This window comes from Streptomyces sp. NPDC059455 (genome assembly GCF_042750115.1).
GTDB classification, from domain to species: Bacteria; Actinomycetota; Actinomycetes; order Streptomycetales; family Streptomycetaceae; genus Streptomyces; species Streptomyces endocoffeicus.
On sequence record NZ_JBHYVB010000034.1, the window covers coordinates 37,478 to 64,341 of the forward strand.

24 protein-coding genes and 1 pseudogene are annotated in these 26,864 nt (G+C 72.1%); 7 read left to right on the forward strand and 18 right to left on the reverse strand.

The features are described from left to right. Nucleotides 1-12 precede the first annotated feature (12 nt). Nucleotides 13-1,116 (reverse strand): Gfo/Idh/MocA family protein, encoded by a 1,104-nt coding sequence (locus ACFXB5_RS15030; protein WP_385207254.1) that lies wholly within the window; start codon nt 1,114-1,116, stop codon nt 13-15. 316 nt (nt 1,117-1,432) lie between these two features. On the opposite strand from ACFXB5_RS15030, the gene ACFXB5_RS15035 reads away from it, so the two are divergent. After that, nucleotides 1,433-2,650: an ROK family protein gene (locus ACFXB5_RS15035; protein WP_385207257.1), complete on the forward strand. Its 1,218-nt coding sequence runs from the start codon at nt 1,433-1,435 to the stop codon at nt 2,648-2,650. 3 nt (nt 2,651-2,653) lie between these two features. Here the strand turns inward: ACFXB5_RS15035 and ACFXB5_RS15040 are convergent, their stop codons facing one another. From ACFXB5_RS15040 to ACFXB5_RS15085, 10 genes are all read right to left on the reverse strand, one after another. Further along, complete coding sequence (locus ACFXB5_RS15040; RefSeq protein ID WP_385207264.1) at nt 2,654-3,466, reverse strand: IclR family transcriptional regulator; 813 nt, start codon at nt 3,464-3,466, stop codon at nt 2,654-2,656. A 150-nt stretch (nt 3,467-3,616) separates the two neighbouring features. Beyond that, complete coding sequence (locus tag ACFXB5_RS15045) at nt 3,617-3,937, reverse strand: indolepyruvate ferredoxin oxidoreductase subunit alpha (RefSeq protein ID WP_385207267.1); 321 nt, start codon at nt 3,935-3,937, stop codon at nt 3,617-3,619. Nucleotide 3,938: 1 nt separating this feature from the next. Further along, nucleotides 3,939-4,961, reverse strand: a complete 1,023-nt coding sequence (locus ACFXB5_RS15050) for an NAD(P)/FAD-dependent oxidoreductase (RefSeq protein ID WP_385207270.1) — start codon at nt 4,959-4,961, stop codon at nt 3,939-3,941. A 174-nt stretch (nt 4,962-5,135) separates the two neighbouring features. After that, the gene (locus tag ACFXB5_RS15055) at nt 5,136-5,531 is read right to left on the reverse strand and encodes an acyl dehydratase (RefSeq protein WP_385207273.1); all 396 of its coding nucleotides are present in this window, start codon (nt 5,529-5,531) and stop codon (nt 5,136-5,138) included. Continuing rightward, nucleotides 5,528-6,064, reverse strand: a complete 537-nt coding sequence (locus tag ACFXB5_RS15060) for a hypothetical protein (protein WP_385207275.1) — start codon at nt 6,062-6,064, stop codon at nt 5,528-5,530. The genes ACFXB5_RS15055 and ACFXB5_RS15060 overlap by 4 nt, the downstream gene beginning before the upstream one ends. Next, a complete protein-coding gene (locus tag ACFXB5_RS15065) occupies nt 6,061-6,843 on the reverse strand; it encodes an IclR family transcriptional regulator (protein ID WP_385207278.1) in 783 nt (260 codons plus the stop codon). Before ACFXB5_RS15065 ends, ACFXB5_RS15060 begins: the two co-directional genes overlap by 4 nt. 16 nt (nt 6,844-6,859) lie before the next feature. Beyond that, nucleotides 6,860-7,723 (reverse strand): alpha/beta fold hydrolase, encoded by an 864-nt coding sequence (locus ACFXB5_RS15070; RefSeq protein WP_385207280.1) that lies wholly within the window; start codon nt 7,721-7,723, stop codon nt 6,860-6,862. Further along, on the reverse strand, nt 7,720-8,676 hold the full coding sequence (locus ACFXB5_RS15075; protein ID WP_385207283.1) for a catechol 1,2-dioxygenase: 957 nt from the start codon (nt 8,674-8,676) through the stop codon (nt 7,720-7,722). Before ACFXB5_RS15075 ends, ACFXB5_RS15070 begins: the two co-directional genes overlap by 4 nt. After that, nucleotides 8,673-10,022: a M20 family metallopeptidase gene (locus ACFXB5_RS15080; RefSeq protein WP_385207285.1), complete on the reverse strand. Its 1,350-nt coding sequence runs from the start codon at nt 10,020-10,022 to the stop codon at nt 8,673-8,675. The genes ACFXB5_RS15075 and ACFXB5_RS15080 overlap by 4 nt, the downstream gene beginning before the upstream one ends. Before the next feature lie 114 nt (nt 10,023-10,136). Beyond that, on the reverse strand, nt 10,137-11,351 hold the full coding sequence (locus ACFXB5_RS15085) for a Rieske 2Fe-2S domain-containing protein (protein WP_385207288.1): 1,215 nt from the start codon (nt 11,349-11,351) through the stop codon (nt 10,137-10,139). A 316-nt stretch (nt 11,352-11,667) separates the two neighbouring features. On the opposite strand from ACFXB5_RS15085, the gene ACFXB5_RS15090 reads away from it, so the two are divergent. Next, a complete protein-coding gene (locus tag ACFXB5_RS15090) occupies nt 11,668-12,621 on the forward strand; it encodes a zinc-binding alcohol dehydrogenase family protein (protein WP_385207291.1) in 954 nt (317 codons plus the stop codon). Between the two features lie 47 nt (nt 12,622-12,668). Here ACFXB5_RS15090 and ACFXB5_RS15095 read toward each other — a convergent pair whose 3' ends face one another. Further along, nucleotides 12,669-13,067, reverse strand: coding sequence for an acyl dehydratase (locus ACFXB5_RS15095; protein ID WP_385207294.1), 399 nt, complete (start codon nt 13,065-13,067; stop codon nt 12,669-12,671). Then, nucleotides 13,064-13,540: a MaoC family dehydratase N-terminal domain-containing protein gene (locus tag ACFXB5_RS15100; protein WP_385207297.1), complete on the reverse strand. Its 477-nt coding sequence runs from the start codon at nt 13,538-13,540 to the stop codon at nt 13,064-13,066. The genes ACFXB5_RS15095 and ACFXB5_RS15100 overlap by 4 nt, the downstream gene beginning before the upstream one ends. Before the next feature lie 144 nt (nt 13,541-13,684). Here ACFXB5_RS15100 and ACFXB5_RS15105 point away from each other — a divergent pair, with 144 nt between their 5' ends. The 3 genes from ACFXB5_RS15105 to ACFXB5_RS15115 are packed head-to-tail and all read left to right on the forward strand — an operon-like array spanning nt 13,685 to nt 18,387. Next, complete coding sequence (locus ACFXB5_RS15105; protein WP_385207300.1) at nt 13,685-14,554, forward strand: alpha/beta fold hydrolase; 870 nt, start codon at nt 13,685-13,687, stop codon at nt 14,552-14,554. Between the two features lie 18 nt (nt 14,555-14,572). After that, complete coding sequence (locus tag ACFXB5_RS15110) at nt 14,573-16,873, forward strand: CoA transferase (RefSeq protein ID WP_385207303.1); 2,301 nt, start codon at nt 14,573-14,575, stop codon at nt 16,871-16,873. Then, on the forward strand, nt 16,870-18,387 hold the full coding sequence (locus ACFXB5_RS15115; protein ID WP_385207307.1) for an AMP-binding protein: 1,518 nt from the start codon (nt 16,870-16,872) through the stop codon (nt 18,385-18,387). Before ACFXB5_RS15110 ends, ACFXB5_RS15115 begins: the two co-directional genes overlap by 4 nt. Here ACFXB5_RS15115 and ACFXB5_RS15120 read toward each other — a convergent pair. The 3 genes from ACFXB5_RS15120 to ACFXB5_RS15130 form a co-directional block, all read right to left on the reverse strand. Then, a complete protein-coding gene (locus tag ACFXB5_RS15120) occupies nt 18,332-19,156 on the reverse strand; it encodes an alpha/beta fold hydrolase (protein ID WP_385207310.1) in 825 nt (274 codons plus the stop codon). The two genes, ACFXB5_RS15115 and ACFXB5_RS15120, sit on opposite strands and share 56 nt — an antisense overlap. Nucleotides 19,157-19,723: 567 nt before the next feature. Beyond that, on the reverse strand, nt 19,724-20,998 hold the full coding sequence (locus tag ACFXB5_RS15125) for an O-antigen ligase family protein (protein ID WP_385207313.1): 1,275 nt from the start codon (nt 20,996-20,998) through the stop codon (nt 19,724-19,726). 135 nt (nt 20,999-21,133) lie between these two features. Beyond that, nucleotides 21,134-22,195, reverse strand: a complete 1,062-nt coding sequence (locus ACFXB5_RS15130) for an Lrp/AsnC family transcriptional regulator (protein WP_385207315.1) — start codon at nt 22,193-22,195, stop codon at nt 21,134-21,136. A 124-nt stretch (nt 22,196-22,319) separates the two neighbouring features. On the opposite strand from ACFXB5_RS15130, the gene ACFXB5_RS15135 reads away from it, so the two are divergent. Both ACFXB5_RS15135 and ACFXB5_RS15140 read left to right on the forward strand, forming a co-directional pair. Beyond that, entirely contained in the window at nt 22,320-23,621 is a 1,302-nt protein-coding gene (locus ACFXB5_RS15135) for an amidohydrolase family protein (RefSeq protein ID WP_385207317.1), read from the forward strand. After that, nucleotides 23,621-25,192 (forward strand): AbgT family transporter, encoded by a 1,572-nt coding sequence (locus ACFXB5_RS15140; RefSeq protein WP_385207320.1) that lies wholly within the window; start codon nt 23,621-23,623, stop codon nt 25,190-25,192. Before ACFXB5_RS15135 ends, ACFXB5_RS15140 begins: the two co-directional genes overlap by 1 nt. On the opposite strand, the gene ACFXB5_RS15145 is transcribed toward ACFXB5_RS15140, so the two are convergent. Together ACFXB5_RS15145 and ACFXB5_RS15150 are read right to left on the reverse strand one after the other, a co-directional pair. Then, nucleotides 25,141-25,824, reverse strand: coding sequence for a gamma carbonic anhydrase family protein (locus tag ACFXB5_RS15145; protein WP_385207322.1), 684 nt, complete (start codon nt 25,822-25,824; stop codon nt 25,141-25,143). The genes ACFXB5_RS15140 and ACFXB5_RS15145 overlap by 52 nt on opposite strands. A gap of 35 nt (nt 25,825-25,859) precedes the next feature. Continuing rightward, nucleotides 25,860-26,830, reverse strand: a pseudogene (locus tag ACFXB5_RS15150) (arabinan endo-1,5-alpha-L-arabinosidase). Between the last annotated feature and the right edge of the window lie 34 nt (nt 26,831-26,864).

The following is a 26,864-nucleotide window of genomic DNA, read 5'->3' on the forward strand; positions in this document are numbered from 1 at the left end:
GACGGGCGGGTGTCAGACGGTGAAACGGGGCTGGGGGCGCTCGCAGGAACTGCTCAATGTCACGGACCCGCCCTGCTGGGCCGAGCCCTCCAGCGCGCAGAGCGTTTCGAGCACGTGGAAGGCGAAGGCGGCGTTGGCGCGGTGCGGGCCGCCCTCGACGGCGTTCGCGAGGTCGCGGACGCCGAGCCCGCGGCGGGACTGCTCGCGGGTGCCGACGGCGCCGAAGAGTTCGAGGGCCGGTTCCAGGACCGTCCAGTCGCCGTCTCCGTGCCGCCGGAGCCGCACATCGCCGTCGAAGTGGTTCGGGTTGGCCAGCGAGAGGGTGCCCTCGCTGCCGTAGATCTCCAGGTACGGCAGGTCGCTGTCCCAGACGTCGAAACTCATCTGGGTGGTGGCGATGACACCGGAGGCGAAGGTGAGCACCGCACCGGTGTGGGTGGGGATGGTGACCTCGATGGTGTCCACCGTCCGTTCGGGCGCGGTGACGGTGCGCTCGGGCACGCCTGTGCGGGCGGCCGCCGAGACGGTGGAGACGGGGCCGAGGCAGTTGACGAGGATGGCCAGGTAGTACGGACCCATGTCCATCACCGGGCCGCCTCCCGGCTGGAACAGGAAGGCCGGGTTCGGGTGCCAGGTCTCGGCCTTGCTGTGCCCGATGAAGGCGGAGGCGCCGATGGGTGTGCCGATCAGGCCCGAGTCGATCGCCTTGCGCGCCGTCTGGGTGGCGCTGCCGAGGAAGGTGTCCGGCGCCGATCCGAGTACCCGCCCGGTGCGGGATGCCGCCGCGAGGACCGCTTCGCCGTCGGTTACCGTGGTGGCCAGCGGCTTCTCGACGTAGACGTGTTTGCCCGCTTCCAGGGCCGTGATGATCGTACGGGCGTGGTGGACCGGTGGCGTCAGGTTGACCACGATGTCCACCGAGTCGTCGGCGTACAGCCCGCGGTCGTCACCCCAGGCCGGGATGGAATGGTCGGCGGCCGCCTGCTTCGCCCGTGCCACATCGATGTCGCCCACGCGCACGATCTCCAGTTCCGGGTAGCGGGCGAGACCGGTGACATACCGGCCGAAGATGTTGCCGCTGCCCAGGATGCCGATGCGATGGGTCTGTTCGGCCATGGCCGTGGGTTCCTCTCCCAGGAGTGGTGCGGGGGATGGTGGGGTGTGCGAGTGATCGGCGAACGTGTGCGGTGTGGCGGTGCCTGGCCGGGTCTCGCGGTGTCGCGTCGAGCGGTCCACCGCCCTTGACTTCGGGAACGGGGGCGCCAGCGGACTGCCCTCTTCCGGCGGTTGAGTAAGGCGTGTTCGCGTCGCCTAACACCTTCGTTTAGTTCGGCTACCCCGAACAAGAGGCGGTTGTTAATTTTTCTCGCAAACTAAAAACGTCTTAAAGGGGGGCTGTTCCGGGGTGATCCACGACGGCTAGGTTGGGGAAATGCGTGAAGGTGACGGTTATTCCGCCGATCAGGCGCTGCTGCCCGCGGTCCCCGTCGGACTGCGCAGGGTGCTGGACCTCGTGTTGGCCGGTGAGGCGACCAACCGGGCCGAGATCGCGCGGCGCAGTGGTCTGGCCCGTTCCACCGTCGGCCAGCAGGTGGACCAACTCCTCGGCCGCGACATCCTGGAGGAGTTGGAGTCCAACGAATCGGTGCGCGGGCGGCCGCCACGGCTGCTGACCCTCAGCCCGCGCGCGGGAACCATCGCCGTCGCCGACGTGGACACCCTGGACACCAGGATCGCGATCGCCGACCTCGACGGACGGCTCATCGCCCAGGACACGGTGACCGTGCGCATCGACACGGGGCCGGAAACGGTCCTGGAGGTGGTGTGCGACCGGCTGCACGCCCTGCTGGAGAGGTCGGGGCGCGATCCGGACCGGGTCCGTCAGGTGGTGATGGGGCTGCCCGCTCCCGTGGACCGGGAGCGCGGTTGCCCGCTCAGGCCCAACGGCATGCCGGGCTGGGACGGCTACCCGGTCGCCGAACGGCTCCGCGCACGGTTCCGGGCCCCCGCCCAGGTGGACAATGACGCCAACCTCATGGCCCTCGGCGAGGCCGTTCAGGCCCGGGCCGAAACCCCGGTTCTCTGCCTCAAGATCGCCAACGGGATCGGAGCGGGGCTCATCACCGCGGAGGGCCGGATCTACCGCGGCGCGGACGGCGCGGCCGGCGATGTCGGCCACATCCGGTCCCTCGGCGGCGGCACCGCCCTGTGCACCTGCGGCAATGTCGGCTGTGTGCGCGCCATCGCCTCGCACCGCGCCGTCCTGCGGAGCCTGGACATCCCCGAGTCCACCGAGGAGGACCCGCTGCACGGGGTTCACGAGCTCGCGGAGCGCGTCGCGAACAACGACCCACCCGCCGTCCGGGCCCTGCGGCAGGCGGCCACCGAGATCGGCGAACTCGCCGCCATGCTCGTCTACATGTACAACCCCCGCACCCTCGTCCTCGGCGGCCCGCTCAGCGATCTGCGCGACGACCTGCTCTCCGGGGTGCGCGCCGTGGTGTACCAGCGCGCCCTGCCGCTGGCCACCCGGAATCTGACCATCACCACGACACGGCTCGGCGCCGCCTCGGCCGTGCACGGGGCGGTGGCCCTCGCCACCGGGGACGTCTTCAGCGAACGGGGGATAGCCCGGCTGCTCGTCGACTGAGGGCTACGGCTCGGCGCGATACGCCTCGATCACCGCGAGACGGGTGGTGACGGCCTCCGAGGCGTTCCGCAGCGCCGCCAGCGTACGGGGGACGTTGTGGCGTGCAGTGGCCGCGACGACCGACAGCGCGCCCAGGTAGGCGCCGTCCCTGGGCCCGCGTATGGGCACGGCCACGGCGGAGTAGCCGAGGCGGTGTTCCTCGGAGTCGGTGGCGTAGCCCTGCTCCTGGATGCGGGCGAGTTCGCCCGGGAGCCGGTCGGCGGTGAGGGTGCGGGCGGTCATCCGGCGCATATGCGGGACCAGCCGCGCCAGCGGGTACTGATCGGGGAGCAGGGCCAGGGTGAGCTTTCCCGGGGCCGTGCTGTGCAGCTGGAGCAGCCGTCCGCCGATCGAGGCACCGGCCCGGTTGCGGTGGCGGCCGGCGTTGTCGATGCACAGCAGGTCGGTGCCGTTCGGCACGGACAGGCTCACGGGGCTGTCGAGGGCCTGTGCGAGGTTCTCCATGACCGGCCGCGCGGCGTGGCGCAGGGTGCGCTGACGGGGCGCGCGCAGGCCGATCGCGTACAGCAGGAGGCCGAGCCGGTAGTGGGAGCCGTCCCGCTCCAGCAGCTCGCTGGCGACGAGGTCCTGGCACAGCCGGTGCACCGTGGCCTTGGCGACCCCGGTGCGTGCCGTCAGCTCCGTGAGGCTGAGGGAGAGGTCGCCGTCGCCGAAGGCCGACAGGATCAGCCCGACCTTGCCGAGGACGGACTTGGGGGACCGCCCGTCCGGCTCGGCTTCTCCGCCGCTGCCACGAGGCACCGCCGCAGTCGTCACGACATGCCCTCCTCGCCTGCCGGTGTGCCTCGAACAAGGCCGCCATGTGTGCTGAGGATGGCCAATATAGATATCTTTTTGCCTGGTAGGAATGGTGTGAGGGATCGGAATTCGGCGGAGGTCAGCCCGGTCTCGCGGCCGGTGATCCGCTCACCGGCCCCCCACCAGGGCCGTGTCGGCACCCAGCGGGCCGACCGACCCGGCGCCACCGGGGGTCCCCAGCGGGGCGTCCCGGCCGGGCAGGATCTCCTCGAAGAACCGCCGGTTGTCCGCGCGGTGCTCGGGGTCCGCCTTGCGGTCCACGGTGATCGCCTGCTCCGGGCAGGCGATCTCGCAGGCGCCGCAGTCGATGCACTCCACCGGGTTGATGTAGAGCTTGCGCTCGCCCTCGTAGATGCAGTCGACCGGGCACTCCTCCATGCAGGACCGGTCCATGATGTCCACGCAGGACGCGCCGATGACGTAGGCCATGTCAGTTCTCCTTCTCGGTGGAATGCCCGGGGAACAGTGCCGCCTCCGGGTCGATGACCGTGGCGGCGTTGTTGACGGCGGTGGCGGCCTCGCCGAAGCCGACGGAGATCAGGCGCACCTTGCCCGGGTAGTCGGTGATGTCGCCGGCCGCGAAGACACGGGGCAGGTTGGTGGCCATACGGGTGTCCACGGCGATCCGGCGCGCCTGCAGGGTCAGGCCCCACTCCCGCAGCGGGCCGAGGTCCGCGAGGAAGCCGAGGGCCGCCACCACGGTCTGCGCCGGGAGGCGCGTGGTGTCCTTGGTGGTCCGGTGGCGGATCTCCACCTCCTCCAGGTGCGTGGCGCCGTACAGGCCGCTGACCTCGGAGTCGGTGAGCATGTCGATGCCGAGAGCCTGGACCTTCTCCACCGACGCGCGATGGGCGCGGAACCGGGCGGTGCGGTGCACCAGGCGGACCGAGCGCGCCACGGGGGCCAGCAGGGCCGCCCAGTCGAAGGCGCTGTCGCCACCGCCGACGACCACCACGTCATGACCGGCGTGGGCGGCGGGGTCGGGTACGAAGTACACCTGACCGCGGCCGAGGAAGTCCTCCCCGGCCGGGAGCGGGCGGGGGGTGAAGGTCCCCACGCCTCCGGTGATCACGACAGCCCCGGCCCGTACCGCCGTCCCCCGGTCGCTGCGGACCACGGGCAGTCCGTCGCCGTCGTAGTCCAGCGCCACCGCGCGGTGGCCGAGGAGATAGCGGGTGCCGTGCGCCTCCGCCTGCGCCACCAGGCTGTCCACCAGGTCGCGACCGCGCACCGAGGCGAATCCGGCGATGTCGAAGATGGGCTTCTCCGGGTACATCGCGCTGATCTGGCCACCCCGCTGGGGCAGCACATCCATCACGGCCACGCGCAAGCCACGGAAGCCCGCGCAATAGGCGCCGTACAGGCCCGACGGACCGGCGCCGATGATCAGGATGTCCGTCTCGACCACCGCCGCGTCCTCCGCGGCGACCGGCTCATCGTTGAGAACGCTCATGGTCGAGGAGCGTAGGCAGCCCGCGATCACGGTCCAACGGAATCGGTCCGCCTGCCGGGACACGGCCCCAACCGATGGCCAGGCGCCATGGGCCCCGGACACACCGAAGCGGTGGCACCCAAGGCCCCCGCAGCCCTGTGTGCCACCGCTCCCGCGCCCGGACGCCCCGGGCCGTCACCCGGCGCGCGTCACCTCCACCGTCCCCGTCACACACTCCGAGCCGTCGGCCTTGAGGATGCGCGCGTCGAGCCGGATCACCGCGCCCTCCACCGACGACACCGTCGCGGCCCAGGTCAGACCCTCACCGGCCACCGCCGTGGCGACATTGCGCCAGGCCACCGACTCCAGCCGGGCGCCCGGCCCGGCCCACTCCAGGGCGTGCCGGCTGAGCATCTCGCCGTGCAGCGTGGACTGCACGACGGCGTCGGGAAACCCCTCCGTGGCCGCGTACGCGGCGTCGTAATGGATCCGGTGGGCGTTCCACGACACGGCGCTGAAGCGGAACAGCTGCACACTGGTGTGGGCATACCGGCGTGGCGGACACTCCGCCCCGACAGCGGGCGCCGTCATCGGTCACCTCCGGTGGCGTCGAGCACCACGATCGTCTCGTCCACGGCCGCCAGCTCGCTCCCGTCGGGGTACAGAAACCGCGTGCGGACACCCAGCAGGACGAATTCGCCCGACCGCCCGTGCTTGTGCCGCGCGGAGACGACCGCACGGGCCGCCGTGATCCGCGTCCCGGCCACCGGGGGCCGGACCAGGCGCACCGACTGGCCGCCGTGCACCTGGCGCACCGGGAGGCCCTCGGTGCACGGCGACTCCCGCCGCGCCAGGCCATCCGGCCGCAGCTCGTCCTCCGGCGGGCCGTCCTCCCAGCTCATGGTGGCCGCGAGGAACAGGGCGGGCGCTTCGACGGGCCGTCCGTCCGCCTCCAGGGCGCGGGCCCGGCGGATGTACCCGCCGTCGTTGAGGGCGGCCGCGTAACGGCAGAAGTCCTTGACCGTCGGGGTGCCGCAGTCCTCGTCCCGCCACTGTCCGATCAGCTCCCGCGCCCGTGCCAGCACCTCTTCCAGAGCGGGGGAGGACACGGCGGGCGCCGTCACAGCGCCGACCTCAGCGAGCGGCTGATGCCGAGACCCGCCGTACGCAACGCGGTGGCGTGGGCGATCGCGTCCACACGATAGGTCGGCGCCGTGATCGACAGGGCCCCGGCGAGGGCGTTCTGCCGCCCGAACACCGGTACCGCCATGCTCATATAGCCGAGCCGCACCTCCTCCGCCTCCGTGGCGATGCCCTGCTCGCGGACGCGGTCCAGCTGGCCGCGCAGCAGACCCGGCGAGGTGATGGTGTGGCGGGTGACCGGCTTGAGGCCGTTCCTGACCACCTCGCCGAACAGGGTGCCGGGGGAGTGGGCGAGAATCGCCTTGCCGGTGGCCGTGCAGTGCAGCGGAAGCCGCCCCGCCACCCGCGACTCCTCGCTCAGCCCCCGGTGAGGCAGGATCTTCTCCAGGTACACCACGTCCAGTCCGTCGTGGATGGCGAAGTGGATGGTCTCCCGCGTGGCCAGCAGCAGATCCTCCATGTACGGCTGCGCCACCTCCCGCAGGATCCGCTGCCGGTGCACCCGCTGCCCGATCTCGAACAGGCGCAGCCCCAGCCGGTAGTTGCAGCCCGCCCGCTCCAGCGCCCCCCATGCGACCAGCTCCTGGGACAGCCGGTGGACGGTCGCCTTCGCCACGCCGGACCGGCGCACCACATCGGCGAGCGAGAGCGAGTCGTCGTCGGCGGTGAACGCCTCCAGGATGGACCGGACCTTGCCGAGGACGGAGTTCATCGAGTCGGGACAGGCTCGGGTGGCGTGGTCGATGGGGACGACGGTCATGGCAGGCACCTCACGATCAGGTGGTGGAGGACGCGGCGAGGAACTCCAGGCTGAGCGGGTTGTACAGATCCGCCTTCTCGTGCTGCGGCCAGTGACCGCACTCGTTGAAGATCTCCAGACGGGCGCCGGGGATCGCGGTGGCGATGGCCTCGGCCTCCGGTACGTCCCCGAACGGGTTCTTGTTGCCCCAGACCACCAGCGTCGGCGCCTTGATCCGGGCCATGCGGTCGGGCCGCAGCAGATTGCGCTCGCGGGTGTCCGTCTCCTGGAGCGCCAGCAGATTGTGCAGGTTCCGCTGGAAGTCCGGGTGGTGGTAGATCTCGTAGCGGATCCGCGTCAGCTCCTCGCCCAGCTCCTCGTCCCAGTCGGCCCACAACAGCCGCAGACGGTCCCGGGTGAAGGAGATGTCGTCCTCCAGGGAGGCGCTGCGGGTGGACTTCTTCAGCCGCTCCATCACCGCCGGATTGACCTTTGTGCCGCCCATGCACAGCAACTGGAGGGAGGCGACCCGGTCCGGGTGCTCGCTCGCGGCCCACGACGAAACCCAGCCGCCCAGCGACTCGCCGACCAGATGGGCGCGCTCGGCGCCGACCGCGTCCAGATAGGCCATCAGATGCTCGACATACGCCGGGATCTCGCCCGGGCGGTCCGGCTTGCCCGTGTAGCCGTGGCCCAGCATGTCGATGGAGTGGCAGCGGTAGCGCTCGGCGTGCGCCGGGATGTTCCGTACGAACGCCTCCAGATGGCCGGTGGTGCCGTGCAGGAACACCACATGCTCGCCGTCCTCCGGGCCGGCCTGCAGCGCGCGGGTCGTGATGTCGCCGGTCTTCACATAGGCGTGCCGGTAGTCGATGCCCGACAGTTCGGTCCAGATGCTCATGGCTGCCCTACTTTCTTGGTCGTGGGTTCGAGCACGGCGACCCCCATGCCGGTGAGCCACTCGGGCATCGGCTCGTAGGCCAGACGCCGGCCCGGGATGTGGTCGAGCAGCGCGGCCATCAGCAGCCAGGTGCGCAGCTCCTGTGCGCCGTTGCCGGCCACCTTCTCCAGTTCCGCGGTGGTGTACTCGGTGAGGCGGTGGGCCTGTCCGCGTTCCACCCAGGACAGGAACTCCTCGTCGAACTCCGGGTTGAGCGCCGCCTCGGCGGCCCGGATGATCTCGCGCCGCCGCGCGTCGTAGTCCTGCCAGTTCTCCCGGCCGTTGAGCCAGGCGCCGACCATGAACTCCTCGTCCTCGCCCCGCGGGTCGCGCCAGTCCGGCCAGGGCAGCCGGTGGGACAGCCCGCCGGAGCCGATGACCGCCACCCGGCGGTCGCCGGGGAACGCCAGGACCGCCTCCCGGATCGCCCGGCCGAGCCGCTCGCAGCGGTCGAGCGTGGGCAGCGGGGGCGCGAAGACGTTCACCACGAGCGGTACGAGGTCGACGTCGAGCCCGTCGAGCAGATACTGGACGGCGTGCGACTGGCCGTGGTCGATCTGCAGCCGGGCGGAGAACGCCACATCGAAACCGGACCGCTCCACCAGCGCGTTGGCCAGGTGGAGGGACAGCTCCCGGTCCACCGGCTGCGGGCCCTTCGGGGTGCCGGACTCGCCGCTGGCGAGGCACTCGTCCACCCCGAGGGTGAAGCTCGGGATCAGGTCGAGCCAGAATCCCCGGAAGTGGTTGGAGCCGATCAGGACCACCGTGTCGGGGCGGGCCGCGGCCAGCGCGTCGCGCGCCTCGCCGAGCGCGTCCCGGAACCGCTCGGCGCGGTCCTTGTGGTACGTCTCCTCCCAGTGGGTGTTCATCAGCGTGCTGTGCGACGCCCCGACCCCCAGCACGATCTCCGTCATGCCACGGCTCCTTCCTCGGCCTCGGCCACCTCGGCGCGGGTCCGGGTGACGGTGTCCACTGCCGTGCGGATCAGATGGCGTGTGAGCCTCTCCATGGCCCGGAGCGACACCGTGTTCATGCCGCGGGCGAAGTCGATCTCGAACGGAGCCTCCGCCACCTTGGGCATGCCGATCCGCACCGTGGGGATGCCGCGGCCGCGCAGGATGTTGGCGTCGGTGGCACCGCTGTTCCCGGCGATCACCTCGTGCGCGCGCCCCTCCAGCGCCTCCCAGGCCGCCGTGGCGCTGCGGTTGATCCACGACCCGCGCGGTGTGCGGGTGCCGGGGATCGCCAGCACCATCTCCGCCCGGACGTCGAGACCGGGTGAGGCGGCCCGCAGGGCGGCCAGCGCGTCCATGAACTCCCGCTTGGCCCGCATCGGTGTGATGTCCGGGCTGATCCGCAGGTCCACCATCAGGGTGCACACGGCGGGGGTGACCGCCGCCATCCGCGGCCAGCCGCCACGGATCGACGAGACGATGCCCTGCGGTGCCACCGTGCCCGAGGTGTGCCGCTCGGCGTACTCCTCGAACCACTTCTCCAGATACGCGGCCACCTCCCCGGCGCGGGCGATGGCGTTGTCGTACGGGAGCCGGTGGCGGGAGCCCGCGTAGGTGTGGGTGCCGCCGACCGTCACCTCGAACCAGACCAGCCCGACCTCGTCCCACGAGACGGTCCAGCCGGGCTTGGCGATGACCGCGTAGTCGGTCCACACGCCCTGCTCCAGCAGGAACGAACACCCGGCGCCCTGGCCGGTGTTGTGGCGGCTCCCCACGGGCCGGGCGTTGGTGGGCATCCCACCCGCGCCGAAGGCCGCCACCAGGTCACCGGTGAGCGGGACACCGGCCCGGGAGATCGCCTCGGTGGCCATCATCACGCACGCCGCGTGCCCCTTGGGGTTGGAGGCGCCGAGCCCGGTCACGAGGTCGTCGTACACGGTGGCGGCGGGCCGCATGTCCTCGCGCAGCTCCGGGCCGATCCACGGCACGTCCTCGCTCTCCTCGCCCACGGTCAGGGTGTCGATGGGGGCGTAGAGCATGAGGTCGGGGCCGGTGCCGTCACCGGTCAGCCGCCCCCAGGCGTTGGCCTGCCGGTCGTCGAGGGGCTGGGCGGCCGCGTGGCAGCCGGTGGCGCGCAGGGTGTCGGCGATATGGGTGGCCAGGGGGCCCTCGTCACCGGTGGGGCTGGGAATGTCCACCAGGCCCGTGATCAGTTCGCGGAGCCGGTCGGCGCTGATGTGGCGGGCGGCGTCGAGCGCCCAGGAGCGCCGCCGCTCGTCCAGGCCCACCAGGCCGTCGGCGCTCACTGGTTGATCCTGTGGACCTGGGTCATCGTGGTCCGCGCCACGCGCTTCGTGGCCAGCGGGATCCCGACGGCGATCGCCGCGCCCAGCAACAGGGTGAACAGGGTACGGAACATGTCATGCCTTCTCTTCGGATGCGGATGCGCCGCCGACCGCGGCCAGCTTCTTGCCGTACTCCTCCTCGCTGAGGTTCCGCCAGGCGGTGAGCGAGACATCGGGCCGGTAGAGCTTCTCCGGCGGCGCGTCGGTGACATCGACCATCCACGCGTCCTGGCCGGAGAACTGGCCGTGGAACAGCCAGCGGATCGCCCCCAGGTACTTGGCGTAGAAGCGCAGGGTGTCCCAGCCCTCGGTGAAGTTGACCATCACCCCGACATAGCGGTGGTTGTTCTCGTCCACCGGGACGTAGAACTCGTAGTGGATGAACTTGGGGTAGGCGATGCGCAGCACGCCCGGCATCGACAGGGAGGCGAAACCGGGGAAGTCCTGGGCCTCGATCGTGGGGTCGACACTGTCGGCCTTGCCGGTGTTGCCGATGTTGAAGGTTTCCTTCGGCGGCTGCATCTTCCACCAGCGCTTGTTGGTCCAGCGGCCCACGCCGGGGTACTCGGCCTCCCAGTGGACCTCGTCCTGGACCCGGAAGATCCAGCGGCCACGCGGCACGATCCGGGTGATGTTCCAGGTCGGCATGGGCTTGAACAGCCGCCACAGGGCCGTGCGGTGCAGATACTTGGCGTGGCCCTCGTCGAAGCCGTTCTCGCAGGCGAACCGCCAGTTGCCACCGCGCGGCTCGATCCGCCCGCCCAACACGAACGCGTTGCCGACCAGCTCCTCCGGAAGCTGGGAGTCGATCGGATGCGGCTCCTCGTCGGCGATCGGGATGTACACCCACACCATCCCGAGGCGCTCCTCGACCGGATAGGTGCGCACCCCCAGCTTTCCGGTCAGCCGGCACCCGGGGCCGTCGGTGATGACCGCGGACAGCCGCCCGGTGGGCAGGTCGAAGGTCCAGCCGTGGTACGGGCAGCTCACCGTGCCCGGAAACTGCTGATTGCCCTCCGACAGCGGCACACCGCGGTGCGGGCACCGGTTGTGCAGGGCGTACGCGGTGCCGCCGTCGCGGATCAGCGTGATCCGCTCGCCGCAGACGGTGAAGGGCAGCGGCTTGCCGGTGATCTGGCTGGACCAGGTGACCGGGTACCAGTAGCCGCGGAAGCCCGCGGCCGCACCGTCGTAGTGGGGCCAGGACGACCAGTCCTGGCGGCCGGGTTCGGCCGGTTTTCCGCGGCGGCGGGCGGGGGTGGCCGTGTCGGGAGAGTCCTCGACCGTCATCGTGCGTGTCCTCCTGATACCGGGTGAACGGTGGACCCGAGCATCCGGCCCGGCGCGGATCCGCCCAAGGGATCCGGTCCGCTGAGCAGACCGCTGTGCTCCTCCGGCGGACGGCCGGACGGTGGGACGGTCGGCGGCCGGACGGTGGGCGACGGAAAGGCGGGGCGCCCGGACGGGGCGATCGGACGGCGGCCGCGGCGGGGCGTCCCGCTGAGTGGACCCCGTCCGGTGCGCGGACCGTGGGACGCGGTCTAGCGTGCGCGGCGTCCGCCCCTCCCCGAACCGGGCCGTGCGCCCGTGGATACGGAGCGAAAACGTGAGCCACCCGACGTCACAGTCCCTGGTGCTGGAGGAGTTCGGCACCCTCCCGCGGCTCGTCGAGCGGCCGGTACCCGAGCCACGCCCCGGCCACACCCTGGTGCGGATGAAGGCGGCCGCCGTCAGCCACCTCGATCTGAACGTCGTCGACGGCAGGTTCGGCATCCTCCCCGATCTGCCGTCGGTGCCCGGAACCGAAGGCAGCGGCATCGTCATCGCCTCCGACGCCCACCCCGAGGGGAGCCTGGTCCGCCTCCGCGGCAAGGCACTCGGACTGCGCCGCGACGGCACCTGGGGCGGCCACGCGCTGGTCCCGGACGCCGCCGTGGAGGCCGTGCCCGACGGTACGGACCCCGCCCTGGCCTGCAGCTACTTCTCCCCGGCGGGGACGGCGTGGGCCTCGGTGCACACCGTGGCGGGCGTCCGGCCCGGGGAGCGGGTCCTGGTGACCGGGGCGGCCGGTGCGGTCGGTGCGCTCACCGTGCAGGTCGCGGCCCGGGCCGGGGCCGAGGTGATCGGGGTGGTGGGCCGCCCCGCCAAACTGCCGCACGTCCCGGCCCCCGCCAAGGCGCTCCTCGCCGCGGACCTGTCCGCGGACGCGATCGGCGGCCCGGTGGACGTCGTCGTCGACACCGTGGGCGGGCCGGTCCTGCGCGACTCGCTGCCGCTGGTGCGCCCCCGTGGCCGGGTGGCCCTCGTCGGCTACACCGCGGGCCGTGAGTTCACCGTGGACCTGGCCGACTTCCTCCTCGCCGATGTGTCGCTGCTGCCCGTGAACCTGATGACCCGCGGCCAGGAGGTGGCCGCCGACACCCAGCGGCTGCTCGGCGACCTCACCTCCGGCGAGCTGACCCTGCCCGTCGAGCGCCATCGCATCGACGGGCTGGCGGAGGCCGTGGCCCGTCTGCGGTCCGGGGAGGCGGTGGGCAAGGTCGTCCTCGACCTCGGCTGAACGGTTCCGGACCCCGGCTGAACGGTCCCGCGCCCGGGCGGGGCCGTTCACCCCATCAGGACCACGGCCCGGCCCCGGCAGCACACCACATCGCCCCGTCCACCGTGCTCGACCAGATCCAGGGTGACCCGCCCCGTCGCCGGATCGACGGCGCCGACCGTGCCGCTCACCACGAGCCGCTCCCCGGCCAGGGCCGGTGCCCGGTTCTGCCATTCGACCTCCAGGACCCGCCCGTCCGGACCCGCGAACGACGTGGCGGCGCGGTGCATCAGACAGCCGTGCAACTGCGCCATGACGACCGGGCCGTCCAGCCCCTCGGACCGCGCGAACCCGGTGTCGTAGTGGATGCGATGGGCATTGCGGGTGACCGCCCCGAACCGCAGCAGCGTGACGGCGTCCGGGGTGAACTCCACCGGCGGTACGGGCTGCCCCGTGTGCACACTCATCGGACGATGAACCTCTCCCGCACCCGGGCGAGCGTGCCCCGCTCCGCCGTGTACGTCTTCTCGACGGTCAGCAGCAGAAACGTCGTACCGCTGCCCTTGCGTGTGACATCCGTGAGGACACGGCGGACCGCGATCCGGTCGCCCGCCCGCACCTCGCCGGTGAACCGGACCTCCTGGCCACCCGCCATCAGCCGGACGTCCAGGCCGTCGGTGCCCGGGACCTCGTCGCGGTACATCCCGTCCGGCCGGAACTCGCCCTGGCCGGCGCCGCCCGCGCCGCGCAGCAGACTCACCACGTACAGGGGATGGACGGTGAATCCGGGGTGGCCGGGGTCGGTCAGCCGCGGACTGGTCTCCCCGGCCGCGCGCGCGAACTCCGCCGCGTCCTCGGCCCGTACGACCCCCAGATCCCGGTGGTCCGGGCGGCCGATCACCGCCCTCGCCCGTTCCTCGGCCACTTCCCACGCGGACATGTGCTGCCTTTCTGTGGACGCGAATCATCGGGGACTCGATGAGCCGGGAGGCTAGCCACCGCCCGGAGACCCTCACCACGGGACCGGCCCGCTCAGCGGACCGGTCCGCTTGGGCGGAGATCACCGGCCGCACACCATCGGGACATGGACCTCATGACCATCCAGAAGCCGCCGGAGGGCGCCTACGCGGAAGCGGACGGCGTCACGTACCACTACACCGAACTGGGCACGACGGGCAGGCCGACGGTCTTCCTGCACGGCGGCGGCCCCGGGTGCACGGGCTGGTCCGACTTCGGGCAGGTGGCACCGCTGTTCGCCGAGGACCGCCACTGCTACCTGGTGGACATCCTCCAGTACGGCAAGTCCGGCAAGTCCGTCATCGAAGGCCCGATGTGGGACCACCACGCCGCCAAGACGGTCGCCCTGCTCGACACCCTGGGCATCGAGCGCGCCGACTTCGTGTGCAACTCATGGGGCGGAACCATCGCGCTGAACCTGGCCGCGAAGTACCCCGAGCGGGCCCGGTCGCTGACCATCACCGGCAGCATGCCGGTGTTCCACGGCCCGCTGGCCCCGCTGCCGGAGGGCGGCCGGCGTGGCCGCAACGCCCGCGATGTGTACTACGGCGGCACCGGCCCCTCCTGGGAGAAGATGCGGCAGCTGATCGCCCGCCTGGAGTGGTACGATCCCGACGCCATCCCCGATGACACCATCACCCTGCGCTACGAGCAGAGCCTGGACCCGGAGGAGACCGCCCTCGCCGGCGCCTCCGACAACCCGCGCGGCGACTGGCAGGACCTCACCGCCGAACTCGGGGCCATCCAGGCGCCCACCCTCTTCCTCTGGGGCATGTACGACGCGTTCCTCACCCCGGACTATCCGCTGATGCTCGCCCGCATGGTCCCCAAGGGCAATCTGCACGTCATGCACCACGCCTCCCACCATCCCCAGGAGGAGCGGCCGTACGCCTACTACACCGCGGTCACCGGCTTCCTGAACCAGCAGCACGACTGAGCATCCCGCGGAGGAGATGTGAGCAACCCGGCCGTTCGCGTCGTCGAACTGTCCAGCCCCTTCACCCGGTTCGCGGGCCGGCTCCTGGTCGGCCTCGGACACGAGGTCGTCCTGGTCGAGCCCGAGGAGGGCGATCCGACACGGCGCGAACTGAACGGCGACGCCTTCGTCCACTGGCACGCCGGCAAGCGGTCCGTCACCCCCGCGTCCCCGGAGGAGCTGCGGCGCCTGGTGGCGGGAGCCGACGTCCTCCTCGACGGGACACCGGACGGCGCGCCGGAGGCCGCAGCGGGACTCGGCCACCTCGTCCACGTCCGCGTCACCCCCTTCGGGACCGTGGGCCCCCGCAGCCACTGGCAGGGCACCGATCTGGTGGTCGCCGCGCTCGGCGGCATGCTCGCGCAGGTCGGCGACCCGGACGGGCCGCCCCTGCACCTTCCGGAGAACCAGGCGGAGCAGCTCGCCGGTGTGCACGCCGCGATCGCCGCGCTGCTCGGACTGCGGGCCAGGCGCACGGGGCCGGGCCAGCTCGCCGACGTGTCCGCCCAGGCGTGCGCGGCCGCCGCCCTGGAGGCGGGCGCCCTCGCCCATCTGCACGAGGACCGGGTGCCCGCGCGCCCCGGCCGGGTGCATCCGCTGGTGCCGCACGGGCTGTTCCGGTCCGCCGACGGCCATCTCGGCGGTGGCCTCGGCGGCAGCCCCCGGATGTGGGACGCGCTGCTCGCCTGGCTGCGCGAGGAGGGTGCCGAGGCCGACCTCGCCGAGCCGCGCTGGCAGGACCCGGTGGAGCGGAAGAAGTACCAGGAGCATGTCTTCGCGGTGGTGCAGGACTTCGCGGGCCGGTGGCCGAAGGCCGAGTTCGCCGACCTCGCCCAGTCCAGGAAGCTGCCCTGGGCGGCGGTCGACCTGCCGCATGAGCTGCCCGGCAACCCGCAGCTCGCCGCCCGTGACTTCTTCCTCCGCGCCGGGGACCGCACCGACCTGGGGTTCCCCTTCGCGTTCCCCGAAGGCCACCGGATCAAGGAGCTGGACGTCCCGGAACGGGGCGCGGACCAGCGGCTGCTGCACGAGCACCGCCCGGCGCCGCACGTGCCCGCGGCGTCCGAGGAACCCGCGCGGCCCGCCCTGCACGGCGTCCGCGTCCTGGATCTGACCTGGGTGCTCGCCGGGCCGTACTGCACCAAGGTGCTCGCCGACCACGGCGCCGATGTCATCAAGGTCGAGTCCCTGGGCCGTCCCGACCCCACCCGGTTCGCGCCCTTCATGCATCTCTCGCGCGGCCCGCACACCGATCCGAACACCAACGGCTACTTCAACGAGGTCAACCGGAACAAGCGCAGCCTGGCCCTCGACACCCGCACCGAGGACGGCGTCGCCGTACTGCGCGACCTCATCGCCTCCTGCGACGTCCTGGTGGAGAACTTCAGCGCCACCGTGATGACCAAACTCGGCCTGGGCTACGACACCCTGCGCGAGATCAATCCCCGCCTGGTGTACATCAGCATGTCCGGTATGGGACACACCGGTCCGCGCAGCGGCTGGGTGTCGTACGCGGACACCGTGTCCGCCAGCTCGGGGCTCACCGGCCTGACCGGATGGGGCCCGGACGACGTGGTCGGGGTGATCTACGGCCACGGCGACATCGTCGCGGGGCTGCAGGCCGCGCTCGCCACCGTCGCCGCCCTGGAGCACCGGGAGGAGACCGGGCGCGGACAGCACATCGACCTGTCCCAGCTCGAGGCCATCGCCTCCCACATGGGCACCAGCCTGCTCCACCCCACCGAACCCGCCGGGAACACCGATCCGCGGTGGAGCCCGCAGGGCGTGTACCGCTGCCTCGGCGCCGACAGCTGGCTGGCCGTCAGCGTCCGCGACGACACCGAATGGGCCGCCCTGTGCACGGTGATCGGCCGCCCCGACCTCGCCACCGACGACCGCACCCGCGCGGCGGAGAGGCGCGCACACCACACCGAGCTGGTCGACGAGGCCCTCGCCACCTGGGCCAGACCCCTGCCGGCCGACGCAGCCGCCGAACTCCTCCAGGAGCACGGCATACCCGCGGGCCCGGTGCGGGACGGCCGCGACCTCGTGGAGCACGATCCGCAGCTGCGGGCCAGGGGCTTCTACGTCCGCGTGGAACACCCGGTGGCGGGGGCCTTCCTGCACGAGGGGCCGCCCATCCGGCTCATCCGCACACCCGGTGGCATCCGTAAGGCGGCACCCGTGCTCGGCGCCGACACCGACGATGTGCTGCGCGAGGTCGCGGGCCTGTCACCGGAGCGGATCCGCGCACTGCGCGAGCGCGAGGTGCTGCGGTGACCTCACTGACGATTCCCGGGCTGCTCCAGGCCGCGGCCCGGGACCACGGGGACCGCCCCTTCCTGCGGATCGGGACCACGGTCCGCACCTACCGCGAGACCCGGGAGGCCGCCGCCACCATGGCGGGGGCCCTCGCGGTCCAGGGCTGCCGTCCGGGCGAGCGCATCGCGGCGATGACGGGCAACCGGATCGAACTCGTGGACCTGTTCCTCGGCGCCGCCTGGCTCGGCGCCGAGCTGGTGCCCCTGAACACGGGGCTGCGCGGCGGTGGGCTGCGACACGTACTGGATCAGGCCCGCCCCGCGTATCTGCTCGTGGAGGACGAGACGGCCGAGCGCGTGCGGGCGGCCGGGTACCGGGGGACGTTGTGGCGCGCCGGAGCGGACGGCACGCCCCGGCCGGGCGGCGGCCCGGCCTTCCCGGCGGCGCCCGTCCGCCCGGAGGACACCGCGTGTGTCCTGTTCACCTCAGGGACCACCGGCACGTCTCGCGGGGTGCGCTGCCCCCACGCCCAGTTCGTCTGGTGGGGGCGCAACGTGTCCGACGCGCTGCGCCTCACCGCGGACGACGTCCTCCACACCTGCCTCCCGATGTTCCACACCAACGCGCTGAACGCGCTGGCACAGGCGATGACCGTGGGGGCGTCGATCACCCTGGCGCCCCGCTTCTCGGCCTCCCGGTACTGGGCCGAGGCGGCCGAAGCCGGGGCGACCGTGGTCTATCTGCTGGGCGCCATGGTGCCGATGCTGCTGGCCCAGCCCCCGGGCCCCCGCGACCGGGCGCACCGGGCCGTCCGCGGACTCTCCCCGGCGACACCGGCCCACGCCTGGGGACCGTTCCGCGAGCGGTTCGGCGTCACGCTGATCGACGGATTCGGCTCCACCGAGACCAACCTGGTCATCGGCACGACCCCCGAGGAGCAGCGGCCCGGCTACATGGGCACCCTGCGCGAGGGCTTCGACGCCCGCGTCGTGGACGAACTGCTCACGCCCGTCCCCGACGGCACCCCGGGTGAGCTGGTCGTGCGCAGCCACCGGCCGTACGCCTTCGCCACCGGCTATCTGGGCGAGTTGGCGGAGCCGGTGGACGCGTGGCGGCACACGGGGGACCGGGTGGTCCGCGAACCCGACGGCTGGTTCCGGTTCGTGGACCGCATCAAGGACGTGATCCGCCGCCGTGGGGAGAACGTCTCCTCGTGCGAGGTCGAGACGGTCGTCCGTGGCCATCCCCAGGTGGCCGACGCGGCCGTCTTCCCCGTGCCGTCCGAGCTGGCCGAGGACGAGGTCATGGTCGCCGTGGTGCCACGCGCGGGCGGCACCCTCGACCTGGCCGATGTGATCCGCCACTGCGAGCGCGAGCTGCCACCGTTCGCCGTCCCCCGCTATGTGGACATCCTGGGCGAACTGCCGCTCACCGAGACCGGGAAGGTGCGCAAGGCGGCGCTGCGGAGGCGGGGTGTCACCGGGACGACGTGGGACCGGGCCACCGCCGATGCCGGTCCACCCACGCGGTGACGACATCGGCGAACTCCCCGGGCAGCTGCTCGGGCGCCGGTACGTGGCCGCCGGACAGGACCGCCGTCTCGCAGCCGAGCGCCGCCGCGAACTTCTCCAGCGCGGGCAGCGAGTAGTGGTCCTCCGGCGCGCACACGGCGAGTACGGGTGCGGTGATGTGCGCCAGCCGCTCCTCCATCCGGTACCGGTACACCGCCTCGTGTCCTTCCTCCACCCGGTCCAGCACCGTCAGCGCGTCGATCACATAGCGGTGCAGCGCGGCCTCCTCGCCCGCCCGGTAGAAGGCGCGGCGCCGGTTCCACACCTCCACCAGATGTGAGCCGTCCGGCTTGGGGTCGACGTGGTCGACCGGCGGGCGCGCGGGAGCCGCCGCGCGCTTGGCCTCGTCCACGAAGGCCGTGGCGGAGAGCAGCAGACCGCTGACGCGGTCGCCCAGCCGGGCGGCCACCTCCACGGCCACCACCCCGCCCGTGTGATGGCCCACCAGGTGGAAGGCGTCCAGCCCGAGCGCGTCGGCCAGCGCCTCCACCCCATCGGCGAACCGCTCGATCGAGTGCGGCCCCTCGGGCTTGGCCGAGGCGCCGAACCCCACGGTGTCCATGGCGATCGCCCGGTGCGCCCGGCCCACCAGGGGCAGCACACCGGCGTACTCGGTCCAGGAACGTGGCGTCTGGTGCAGCAGCAGCACCGCCTCACCGGACCCGCACTCCGCGTAGTGCAACTGCCCGAAGGAGCTGGGCGCATAGCCCCGCCGCACCGTGTCCACCATCGCTGTGCCCCGCCTTCCGGTTGACGCGAACGCCCACCCACTCTCGTCGCCACCGCGCGGACGGGGCCAGGAGGACGGTCCGCTGTCCGGACCCCAGGCGGCCACAGCGTCCGTCGGGCCGCCTACTTCGGAGAGGCGGCGAGCCGTACGGCCAACCCCGTGAACACCGGAGCATGAACTGGCCCGGCACATGGCTGAACATCATGTCCGGGCCAGGAGTGACGCAGAGGACGAAGGCGGCGAGGAGGAACGCCGCGTACAAGGATGTGTCAACCATGGGGCCATGGTTCGGGGCGAAGCCGGAGGCGGCGAGCGATTTCCGGAAAGTGAGACGGCGGGCGGGGGGCGCGGGCGGGGCGGGGGGGGGTTGTGGTTTGGGGCGGCCCCGCGGGGGGGCGCCCCACCCCACGCCCGCCGGGCGCCCCCGCCCGGGGCGGCCCCCGGCCGCGGGGCCCCGGGGCTGTGTCGATGTGCGGCTCCGCCGCGTGGGCGCGACCAGCCACGAGGGCGCCGCGGACGCCCGACGACGCATCGTGGCACTTCCAGCGGAGCGTCCAGCGGAGCGCTTCAGTGGCGCCGCGCGCGGCGGCCCGACCGGCCGGTGGCCCGCGCGGGTGTCCCGGACTCCCGCCACCCGCCCGGGACCTCGGCCATGACGAGGCCGAGGACCAGCCAGAAGAGCATGGCGATCCGGTCCAGGTTGGCCGGGTGGTCCACCGTGGCCGCCAGGAAGAACCCCGTCAGGGCGGCGAGCCCGACGACACCGGCCACGGACTTCTCCCGTGCGGCGCGGACCGCCGAGGCGATGGCGATCACGGTCACCAGCAGGATGCCGAGCAGACCGGCCACGCCCGCTTCGGCCAGCCAGTTCAGCCACATGTTGTGCGCGTGGACGAAGGTCCTGCCGCCCGGTACGGCGGCGGAGACGGCGTCGCCGGCCCGCCCAAGACCGACCCCGAGCGGATGGTCCACTGCCAGGTCCACGGCCGCCTTCCACGCCTGGCCCCGGACCCCGAGCGCGTCACCGGCCCGCGACACCACCCACAGCGCCACCGTCACCGCCGCCAGCCCGGCCAGCCCCACGGTCGTCAGCGTCCGCACCCCCCACCGGCCGAGGCGGGGGGCGAGCCAGTACGCGCCGCCGAGCACCAGCAGACCCGCCGCGGCCGCGACGCAGCCCGCCCGGGAGAAGGTGGTCAGCACCGCGCCGTACGCGAGGAGGCCCACGGTCACGACGGCGACCCGGGCCGTGCGCTCGGCCACCGTCACCGCCGTCAGCAGGGCGATCGGGGTGAGCAGCACCAGGAACGCGGCGAGCAGGTTGGGGTTGGCGAAGGTGCCCGTGGCGCGGATCATCGCACCGGTCCCGCCGTTGTCGCAGTCGACGTCGGTGAAGAGCCCGGTGCGGCAGAAGCCGGTCGGCACCTCGTTGGTCACCTGGGCGAACGCCGAAGTGGCCGCGGCCGCCACGCAGGCCAGCGCGAGCAGCGCCACCGCCCGCCACGATTCGGGCTGCGACCGCCGCACCCCGACCAGCAGGTAGAAGGTGGCGAGAGCGGTCATCAGGGCGCGTAGCGGTGCGTCTGGGTGGCCGCCGACGTAGGTGGTGGCGATGGCACTGAGCAGGAGCAGCGCGATGGCGAGGTCGAGCCGGGTGCGGAACGTGGCGAGTCGCGGGGCCGTCACCGCCGTCGCGACCAGCCCCGCCAGCACGGCGAGGCGCACCGGTGTGATGACGCCGACCAGCGGGGCGTCCGGGAAGAAGTCGGTGGCCGCGTCGAGCATGACGATGGCCGTAGCCACCAGCGGAACGGCTTGGACTATCGCGCGCACAGGTGCCATGGCGCCCCAGCGTGTCCGGCGGCGGGTACCGGCAGATGGCACCCATACGAACACTGGACAGCGCCTTCACGTCCGGTGCGCCGTGCCGACTGTTTCCGGCGAGGTGGCCGCGATACCGGACCGTGTGCCCGCGCCTCAGGTGGCGGTGGCACCCCCGGCGGCGGGCGCGGTGAAGGGGCGCAGCGGGACGATGCCCACGCTGTGGCCGTCGCGGTCCAGCAGCCGGCCCATGTGCTTGACGGTGCGCAGCACCACCGAGCGGTCCTCGATGGTCAGCCGCGGCAGCCGCCTCGACAGATGTGCCTCGAAGGCGTGCACATCGCCGGACGCGCGCAGCCAGACGTCGATCACGAGGTTGTGCGGGCCCGCCGTGATCGCACACGACCGCACCTCCCGCACCCCGGCCAGCGCCTGGCTGGTCTCCTCCAGGCGCTCGGCCGGTACGGACGCGAAGTACACCGCGGACAGCGGCCACCCGGACAGCGGCCGGGCCAGGTCGCAGCGCAGACACACCCGTGAGCCGAGCAGCGACCGCAGCCTTCGGCGGACCGTGGTGAGCGGCGCGTCGGCGTGTTCCGCGAGATCGCTGACCGCCATCCGGCCGTCCACACTCAGCAGCTCCAGGAGCCGGATGTCCAGGGGGTCCCAGCCGGTCGCCCCGGAGGGGAGCGGCTCGGTCGGCGGGAGCGCCTCCTGGAGACGGGCGAGCTGTGTGGCGTCCAGGGCGCGCAGCCGCCACCGGCTGCCCTCGGAGGGCACGGCCGTGGCCACATGCGTACGTGTCGCCCGTACCCCCGGGGCGCCGCGGAAGAGGGCGGTGGTGAGCTGGGAGAGCTCACCGAGGTCGGAAGCCTGCAGCGCGATCACCAGATCCCGGCTTCCGGCCGTGAGCTTGACGTTCGCCACCGAGGGCTCGGCCGCCAGGGACTCGGCCACGTCCTCGCCGACCCCGGGCTCGGCGTCCACCTCGACGATGCCGGTCACCACGATCCGGGAGTCGGACAGCCGGGGGTAGGCGGTCACCCAGGCCAGCCCCCTCTCCTGGAGCCGGTGCCAGCGTCGCGCGGCCGTCACCGGGTTCACCCCGAGAACATCACCGACGAGAGTCCATGGGGCCCTGGGGTGGATCTGCAGTGCGTGTATGAGGCCGCGATCCAGCTCGTCCAGGTCATGCGCGGCGAAATCCTGCGTGTGCATGGGCGGCGCTTTTCTGCGTATCGCATGTGAATCTCGATGGAATGCTGCATGATAACACCCGAAACACGCGATGGATCGACACTCCTCCCCACCAGTTCCCTCAACGAGGAGTGAGATCGAGCTCATGACGGAACCCACCACGTCCGAGACCACCAGGACCGCTCTGCGCGTGGAGAACGCCACGTTGGTCGACGGTACCGGGGCGGCCCCGATCGCGGACGCCGTTGTCATCGCCGACGCCGAAGGAACCATCACCTACGCGGGCCCGGCGGCCACCGTGCCCCCGGCCTCCGGGGACGCCTTCACCGGGCGTGTCATCGACGCGGGCGGTCGCACCGTGCTGCCGGGTTTCTTCGACTGTCACACCCACCTCGCCTACGCCCATGCCAGCCCGCCCGGCCGCCGTGGTGAACTCGACCCGGTCCTGGTCACCTTCGACACCGCCACCCGTATGCGGCAGACCCTCGACGCGGGCATCACCACCGCCCGTGACCTGGGCGGGCTGGCCACCGGCTACCGCACCGCCGTCGAGACCGGGCGGATCGAGGGCCCCCGGCTGCACACCGCGGTGCGGATCATCAGCCACACCGGTGGCCACGCCGATGTGCGGCTGCCCGACGGCACCGACCTCAGCGGCGGGGAGATGTCCGAGCTCGCCGACACCGAGGACGAGGCGCGGCTGGCCGTGCGCAAGGTGCTGCGCGCCGGTGCCGACCTGGTCAAGATCTGCGCCACCGGTGGCATGGGCAGCCCCTATGACCAGCCGGACGACGAGGGGCTCCTGGAGGAGGAGATCCGCGCCGTGGTCGACGAGTGCCGGCGCCACGGCGGCAAGCCGGTGGCCGCCCACGCCCAGGGCAACGCGGGCATCCTCAACGCCATCCGCGGTGGGGTCACCAGCATCGAGCACGGCTACGGCCTGGACGACCGGGCCCTGGAGATGGCGGGGGAGCGTGGCGTCTTCGTCGTCCCGACCCTCTCCACCGTCTACGCGGGCATCGACAAGGCCACGATGGAGCACTATCACTACGAGAAGAAGGTGCGCTGGTCCGGCATCACCAAGGAGAACATCTCCCGCGCCATCGAGCAGGGCGCCAGGATCGCGCTCGGCACCGACGCCGCCGTCTGTCCGCACGGACAGAACCTGATGGAGCTCTCCTACCTCGTCGACCTGGGCATGGACCCCATGGACGCCATCGTGGCCGGCACCCGGACCGCCGCCGAACTCCTCGGCGTCGCCGACCGGCTCGGCACGCTGGCCCCCGGCCGCGTCGCCGACCTCGTCGTCTGCGAGGGCGATCCGCTCGCGGACATCGGTGTGCTCGGCGATCCCGCCAACGTGGTGTGCGTCGTGCAGGACGGACACGTCCGCAAGGACACCAAGGGCCTCCTGCCCTCGGCCACGCCGGCCGCGGGGCGGCCCTGATGCCCGCGGTGACCGGGCTCCCCGCCCCCGGGGGCACCTCGCCGGACAAGGAGCGGCGTGGCGGGCTCGACCGTGTCCTCTCCTTCATCGAACGCGCCGGCAACGCCCTGCCCAACCCCATCGTCCTGTTCGCCGGGCTCTTCGCGCTGCTGGCCGTCGTCTCCACCGTCCTCGCCCTCGCCGGTGCCTCCGTCACCGTCCCCGGCACCGATGACACCAAGCCCATCGGCGGGCTGCTCACCGGTGAGGGGCTGCGCTGGCTGCTGGAGAACCTGATCCCCAACTTCGCCACGTTCCCGCCGATCGGCGCCGTGCTGGTGCTGATCATGGTGGTCGGGCTCGCGGAGAAGACCGGTCTGCTGGAGACCGCGATGCGGGCCACGCTGGCCCGGGTGCCGCGCGCCGTGCTGCCGTACGCGGTGGCGATCATCGCCAGCCAGGCGCACATGATGAGCGATGTCGGCGCCATCGTGCTGCCACCCCTGGCGGCCCTGGTGTTCAAGAGCGCCGGACGCCATCCCGTCGCGGGCCTCATCGGCGGCTTCGCCTGTGTCACCGCGGGCTATGCCGCGGGGTTCACCATCGGTTCGCTCGACGCCCTGTACGTGGGCATCACCGAGCAGGCGGCCTCAGTGCTCCCGGCCGCCGAGGGCCTCCATATCCATGTGCTCATCAACTACTTCTTCACCGCCGCCAGCAGCATCGTCCTGGGGCTGCTCGGCGGATTCCTCATCAGCCGCGTCCTCGAACCACGCCTGGGCACCTATCAGGCGGCCGACAGCGAGGCCACGGCGGAGGACCTGACGCTCACTCCGGCGCAGCGCAAGGGGCTCGCGGTCACCTGCGCGGTCGTCGGCGTGTATCTCGCGGCGGTCCTCGCGCTGTGGCTGCCGCCGGGCGCCCCGCTGCGCGGGGAGGGCGGCGCCTTCGTGCCCTCGCCGGTGCTGAGCGGCGTCGTCCCGGTGCTCTTCGGCGCCTTCCTGCTCGCCGGGCTCACCTACGGCTTCACGGTCAAGCAGCTCACCGGCACCGAGGACGTGGTCACCGCCATGACCGACTCGGTGAAGAACATGTCCGGCTACATCGTGATGATGTTCTTCGCCGCCCAGGTCATCGCGGTCTTCACCTGGTCCAACCTCGGGGTGCTGCTGGCGGTGAAGGCGGCCGCGCTGTTCAACTCCATCGGCGTGACCGGCTTCTGGGCGATCATCGCGTTCGTCCTGCTGACCTCCTGCCTCAATCTGGTGATCCTCTCCGGATCCGCCCTGTGGTCCCTGGTCGGCCCCGTCTTCATCCCGGCCTTCATGCTCATGGACATGAGCCCGGCGCTCAGCCAGGCGGCCTTCCGCATCGGCGACTCGGCGACCGGCGCCATCACCCCGATGAACCCGTATCTCCTCCTGGTCCTGGCGATGGTCCGCGAATACGAACCGGAGGCCCGCCTCGGGACCCTCATCTCCCGGCTCGCCATCTTCGTGGTGCCGTTCCTGCTGGTGTGGCTGGCGATCCTCGGCATCTTCTACGGCCTGGATCTGCCGCTCGGCCCCGGAGCACACATCGGCGTCAAATGACGCTTCCCGGGCACATGGCGGTCACCGTGTGCCCGGGACTCAGTCGAGGGGACGGTCATCCCGGTGGGCCCCGTAGACGCGGCCTGCCGGGACATGATCGTGCGCATGGAGGTGCCGCGCGCGACACCGTAGACGGTGTCGGGGAAGTCGAGAGCGCGCTGCACCTCCCACAGCTCGTCGTGCTGATCGGGGGAGAACAGCCGGGCCGGATCCCCGGCGGCGATCCATCCGATGGGCAGCACCGTGCCGGGCGCCAGCCGCGAGTTCACCTGCAGCACACTGTTGATCCGCAGCTCGGCGCCCGTCCCCGCGACCGCCCCGGGAAACACCGACGCGCCGGTGGCCACGAAGACCTCGTCGTCGACCGTCGCCCCGTTCACATGCGCGTGCGGCCCGATCAGCACCGCGTCCCCCAGCGTCACCGGATGCCCGGCCCGCCCGCGGACCAGCGCGTTCTCCATCACCACCACATCCGCCCCGGTGCGCACCTCGCCGTCCTCGGCGGTGAGCACGGCACCGTGCAGCACCCGGGCCCGCTCGCCGAGGACGACGGCACCGCACAGGACGGCGGTGGGGGCGACATACGCCGATTCCGGAACCACGGGCCGCTTGCCACGATGTTCGAGCAACATGCTCCGACCCTAGGGACCGATGAGGCCCGCGGCGGTCAGTACGCGGTCGGCCAGCCGCCGGACCAGCTCAGCAGGTTGACGCCCAGCTTCGGGGTGCCGTTGTCCTGGCCGTCGTAGTAGTGGTAGACGAGCAGATCACCGTCGACGTCACTCATCACCGACTGCCCGCCGGGGCCGATGTAGCGGCCGTGGGACTCGAGGACCGGGGTGCCGCCGTTGTTCATCATGTTCACCCCGTTCTTGTCGTAGTACGGACCGGTGGGGCTGGTGGCGCGGCCGACCTTGATCTTGTACGTGGAGCTGGTGCCCGCGCAGCAGGTGTCGTACGACGCGAACAGGTAGTAGTAGCCGTCGCGCTTGACGACCGACGGGCCTCGATCGCCTTGGTGCCGGTGGGCCGGGAGGCGATGGCGTAGACCGTCCTGTCGCCCGCGTACTGTTTGCCGGTGGCGGGGTCCAGGCGGATCATCTTCAGCCCCGACCACCACGAGCCGAACGACAGCCACCACTTTCCGTCGCTGTCGACGAAGAGGTTGGGGTCGATGGCGTTGTAGTCGCTGCCGCCGGTGGTGGAGTGCACGATGCCGCGGTCGGTCCAGGTCCCGGCCCTGCCGCTGGGGGAGGTGGCGAGGCCGATGGCGGAGTTGCTGGAGCCGAAGGACGAGACGGCGTAGTACATCAGATAGCTGCCACCCTGGTACGAGATGTCCGGCGCCCAGGGGTCGTTGCCGGCGGAGTACGTCCGCCACCAGGAGGGCGGGGTGGTGAAGGCGCTGCCCGAGCGGCTGAAGGCGATCCGGTCGGTGGAGGTGCGGGCCTCCAGGCCGCCGTGGGTGGAGTAGAGCAGATAGGTGCCGTCGGCGGCGCGGACCATCGACGGGTCGTGGACGACGGTGTCGCCCGTCACCCGGCCGGGGTTGGGGTACGCGGAGGCGCTGGTGGGGAGCAGGGCGAGCAGGAGTGCGGTGGGCAGCGGGAGCCATCTGGTGGCGCGGTGCGCTTTCATGGGCGGTTCTCCTCTCGTGGGCCTGGGGTGTGCG

Bases quoted from the DNA above. Each gene is read 5' to 3' on its own strand.
- ACFXB5_RS15030 (WP_385207254.1), bottom strand. From the start codon at position 1,116: ATGGCCGAACAGACCCATCGCATCGGCATCCTGGGCAGCGGCAACATC.
- ACFXB5_RS15035 (WP_385207257.1), top strand. From the start codon at position 1,433: ATGCGTGAAGGTGACGGTTATTCCGCCGATCAGGCGCTGCTGCCCGCG.
- ACFXB5_RS15045 (WP_385207267.1), bottom strand. From the start codon at position 3,937: ATGGCCTACGTCATCGGCGCGTCCTGCGTGGACATCATGGACCGGTCC.
- ACFXB5_RS15050 (WP_385207270.1), bottom strand. From the start codon at position 4,961: ATGAGCGTTCTCAACGATGAGCCGGTCGCCGCGGAGGACGCGGCGGTG.
- ACFXB5_RS15055 (WP_385207273.1), bottom strand. From the start codon at position 5,531: ATGACGGCGCCCGCTGTCGGGGCGGAGTGTCCGCCACGCCGGTATGCC.
- ACFXB5_RS15065 (WP_385207278.1), bottom strand. From the start codon at position 6,843: ATGACCGTCGTCCCCATCGACCACGCCACCCGAGCCTGTCCCGACTCG.
- ACFXB5_RS15070 (WP_385207280.1), bottom strand. From the start codon at position 7,723: ATGAGCATCTGGACCGAACTGTCGGGCATCGACTACCGGCACGCCTAT.
- ACFXB5_RS15075 (WP_385207283.1), bottom strand. From the start codon at position 8,676: ATGACGGAGATCGTGCTGGGGGTCGGGGCGTCGCACAGCACGCTGATG.
- ACFXB5_RS15085 (WP_385207288.1), bottom strand. From the start codon at position 11,351: ATGACGGTCGAGGACTCTCCCGACACGGCCACCCCCGCCCGCCGCCGC.
- ACFXB5_RS15095 (WP_385207294.1), bottom strand. From the start codon at position 13,067: ATGAGTGTGCACACGGGGCAGCCCGTACCGCCGGTGGAGTTCACCCCG.
- ACFXB5_RS15100 (WP_385207297.1), bottom strand. From the start codon at position 13,540: ATGTCCGCGTGGGAAGTGGCCGAGGAACGGGCGAGGGCGGTGATCGGC.
- ACFXB5_RS15105 (WP_385207300.1), top strand. From the start codon at position 13,685: ATGGACCTCATGACCATCCAGAAGCCGCCGGAGGGCGCCTACGCGGAA.
- ACFXB5_RS15120 (WP_385207310.1), bottom strand. From the start codon at position 19,156: ATGGTGGACACGGTGCGGCGGGGCTATGCGCCCAGCTCCTTCGGGCAG.
- ACFXB5_RS15125 (WP_385207313.1), bottom strand. From the start codon at position 20,998: ATGGCACCTGTGCGCGCGATAGTCCAAGCCGTTCCGCTGGTGGCTACG.
- ACFXB5_RS15130 (WP_385207315.1), bottom strand. From the start codon at position 22,195: ATGCACACGCAGGATTTCGCCGCGCATGACCTGGACGAGCTGGATCGC.
- ACFXB5_RS15135 (WP_385207317.1), top strand. From the start codon at position 22,320: ATGACGGAACCCACCACGTCCGAGACCACCAGGACCGCTCTGCGCGTG.
- ACFXB5_RS15140 (WP_385207320.1), top strand. From the start codon at position 23,621: ATGCCCGCGGTGACCGGGCTCCCCGCCCCCGGGGGCACCTCGCCGGAC.
- ACFXB5_RS15145 (WP_385207322.1), bottom strand. From the start codon at position 25,824: ATGTTGCTCGAACATCGTGGCAAGCGGCCCGTGGTTCCGGAATCGGCG.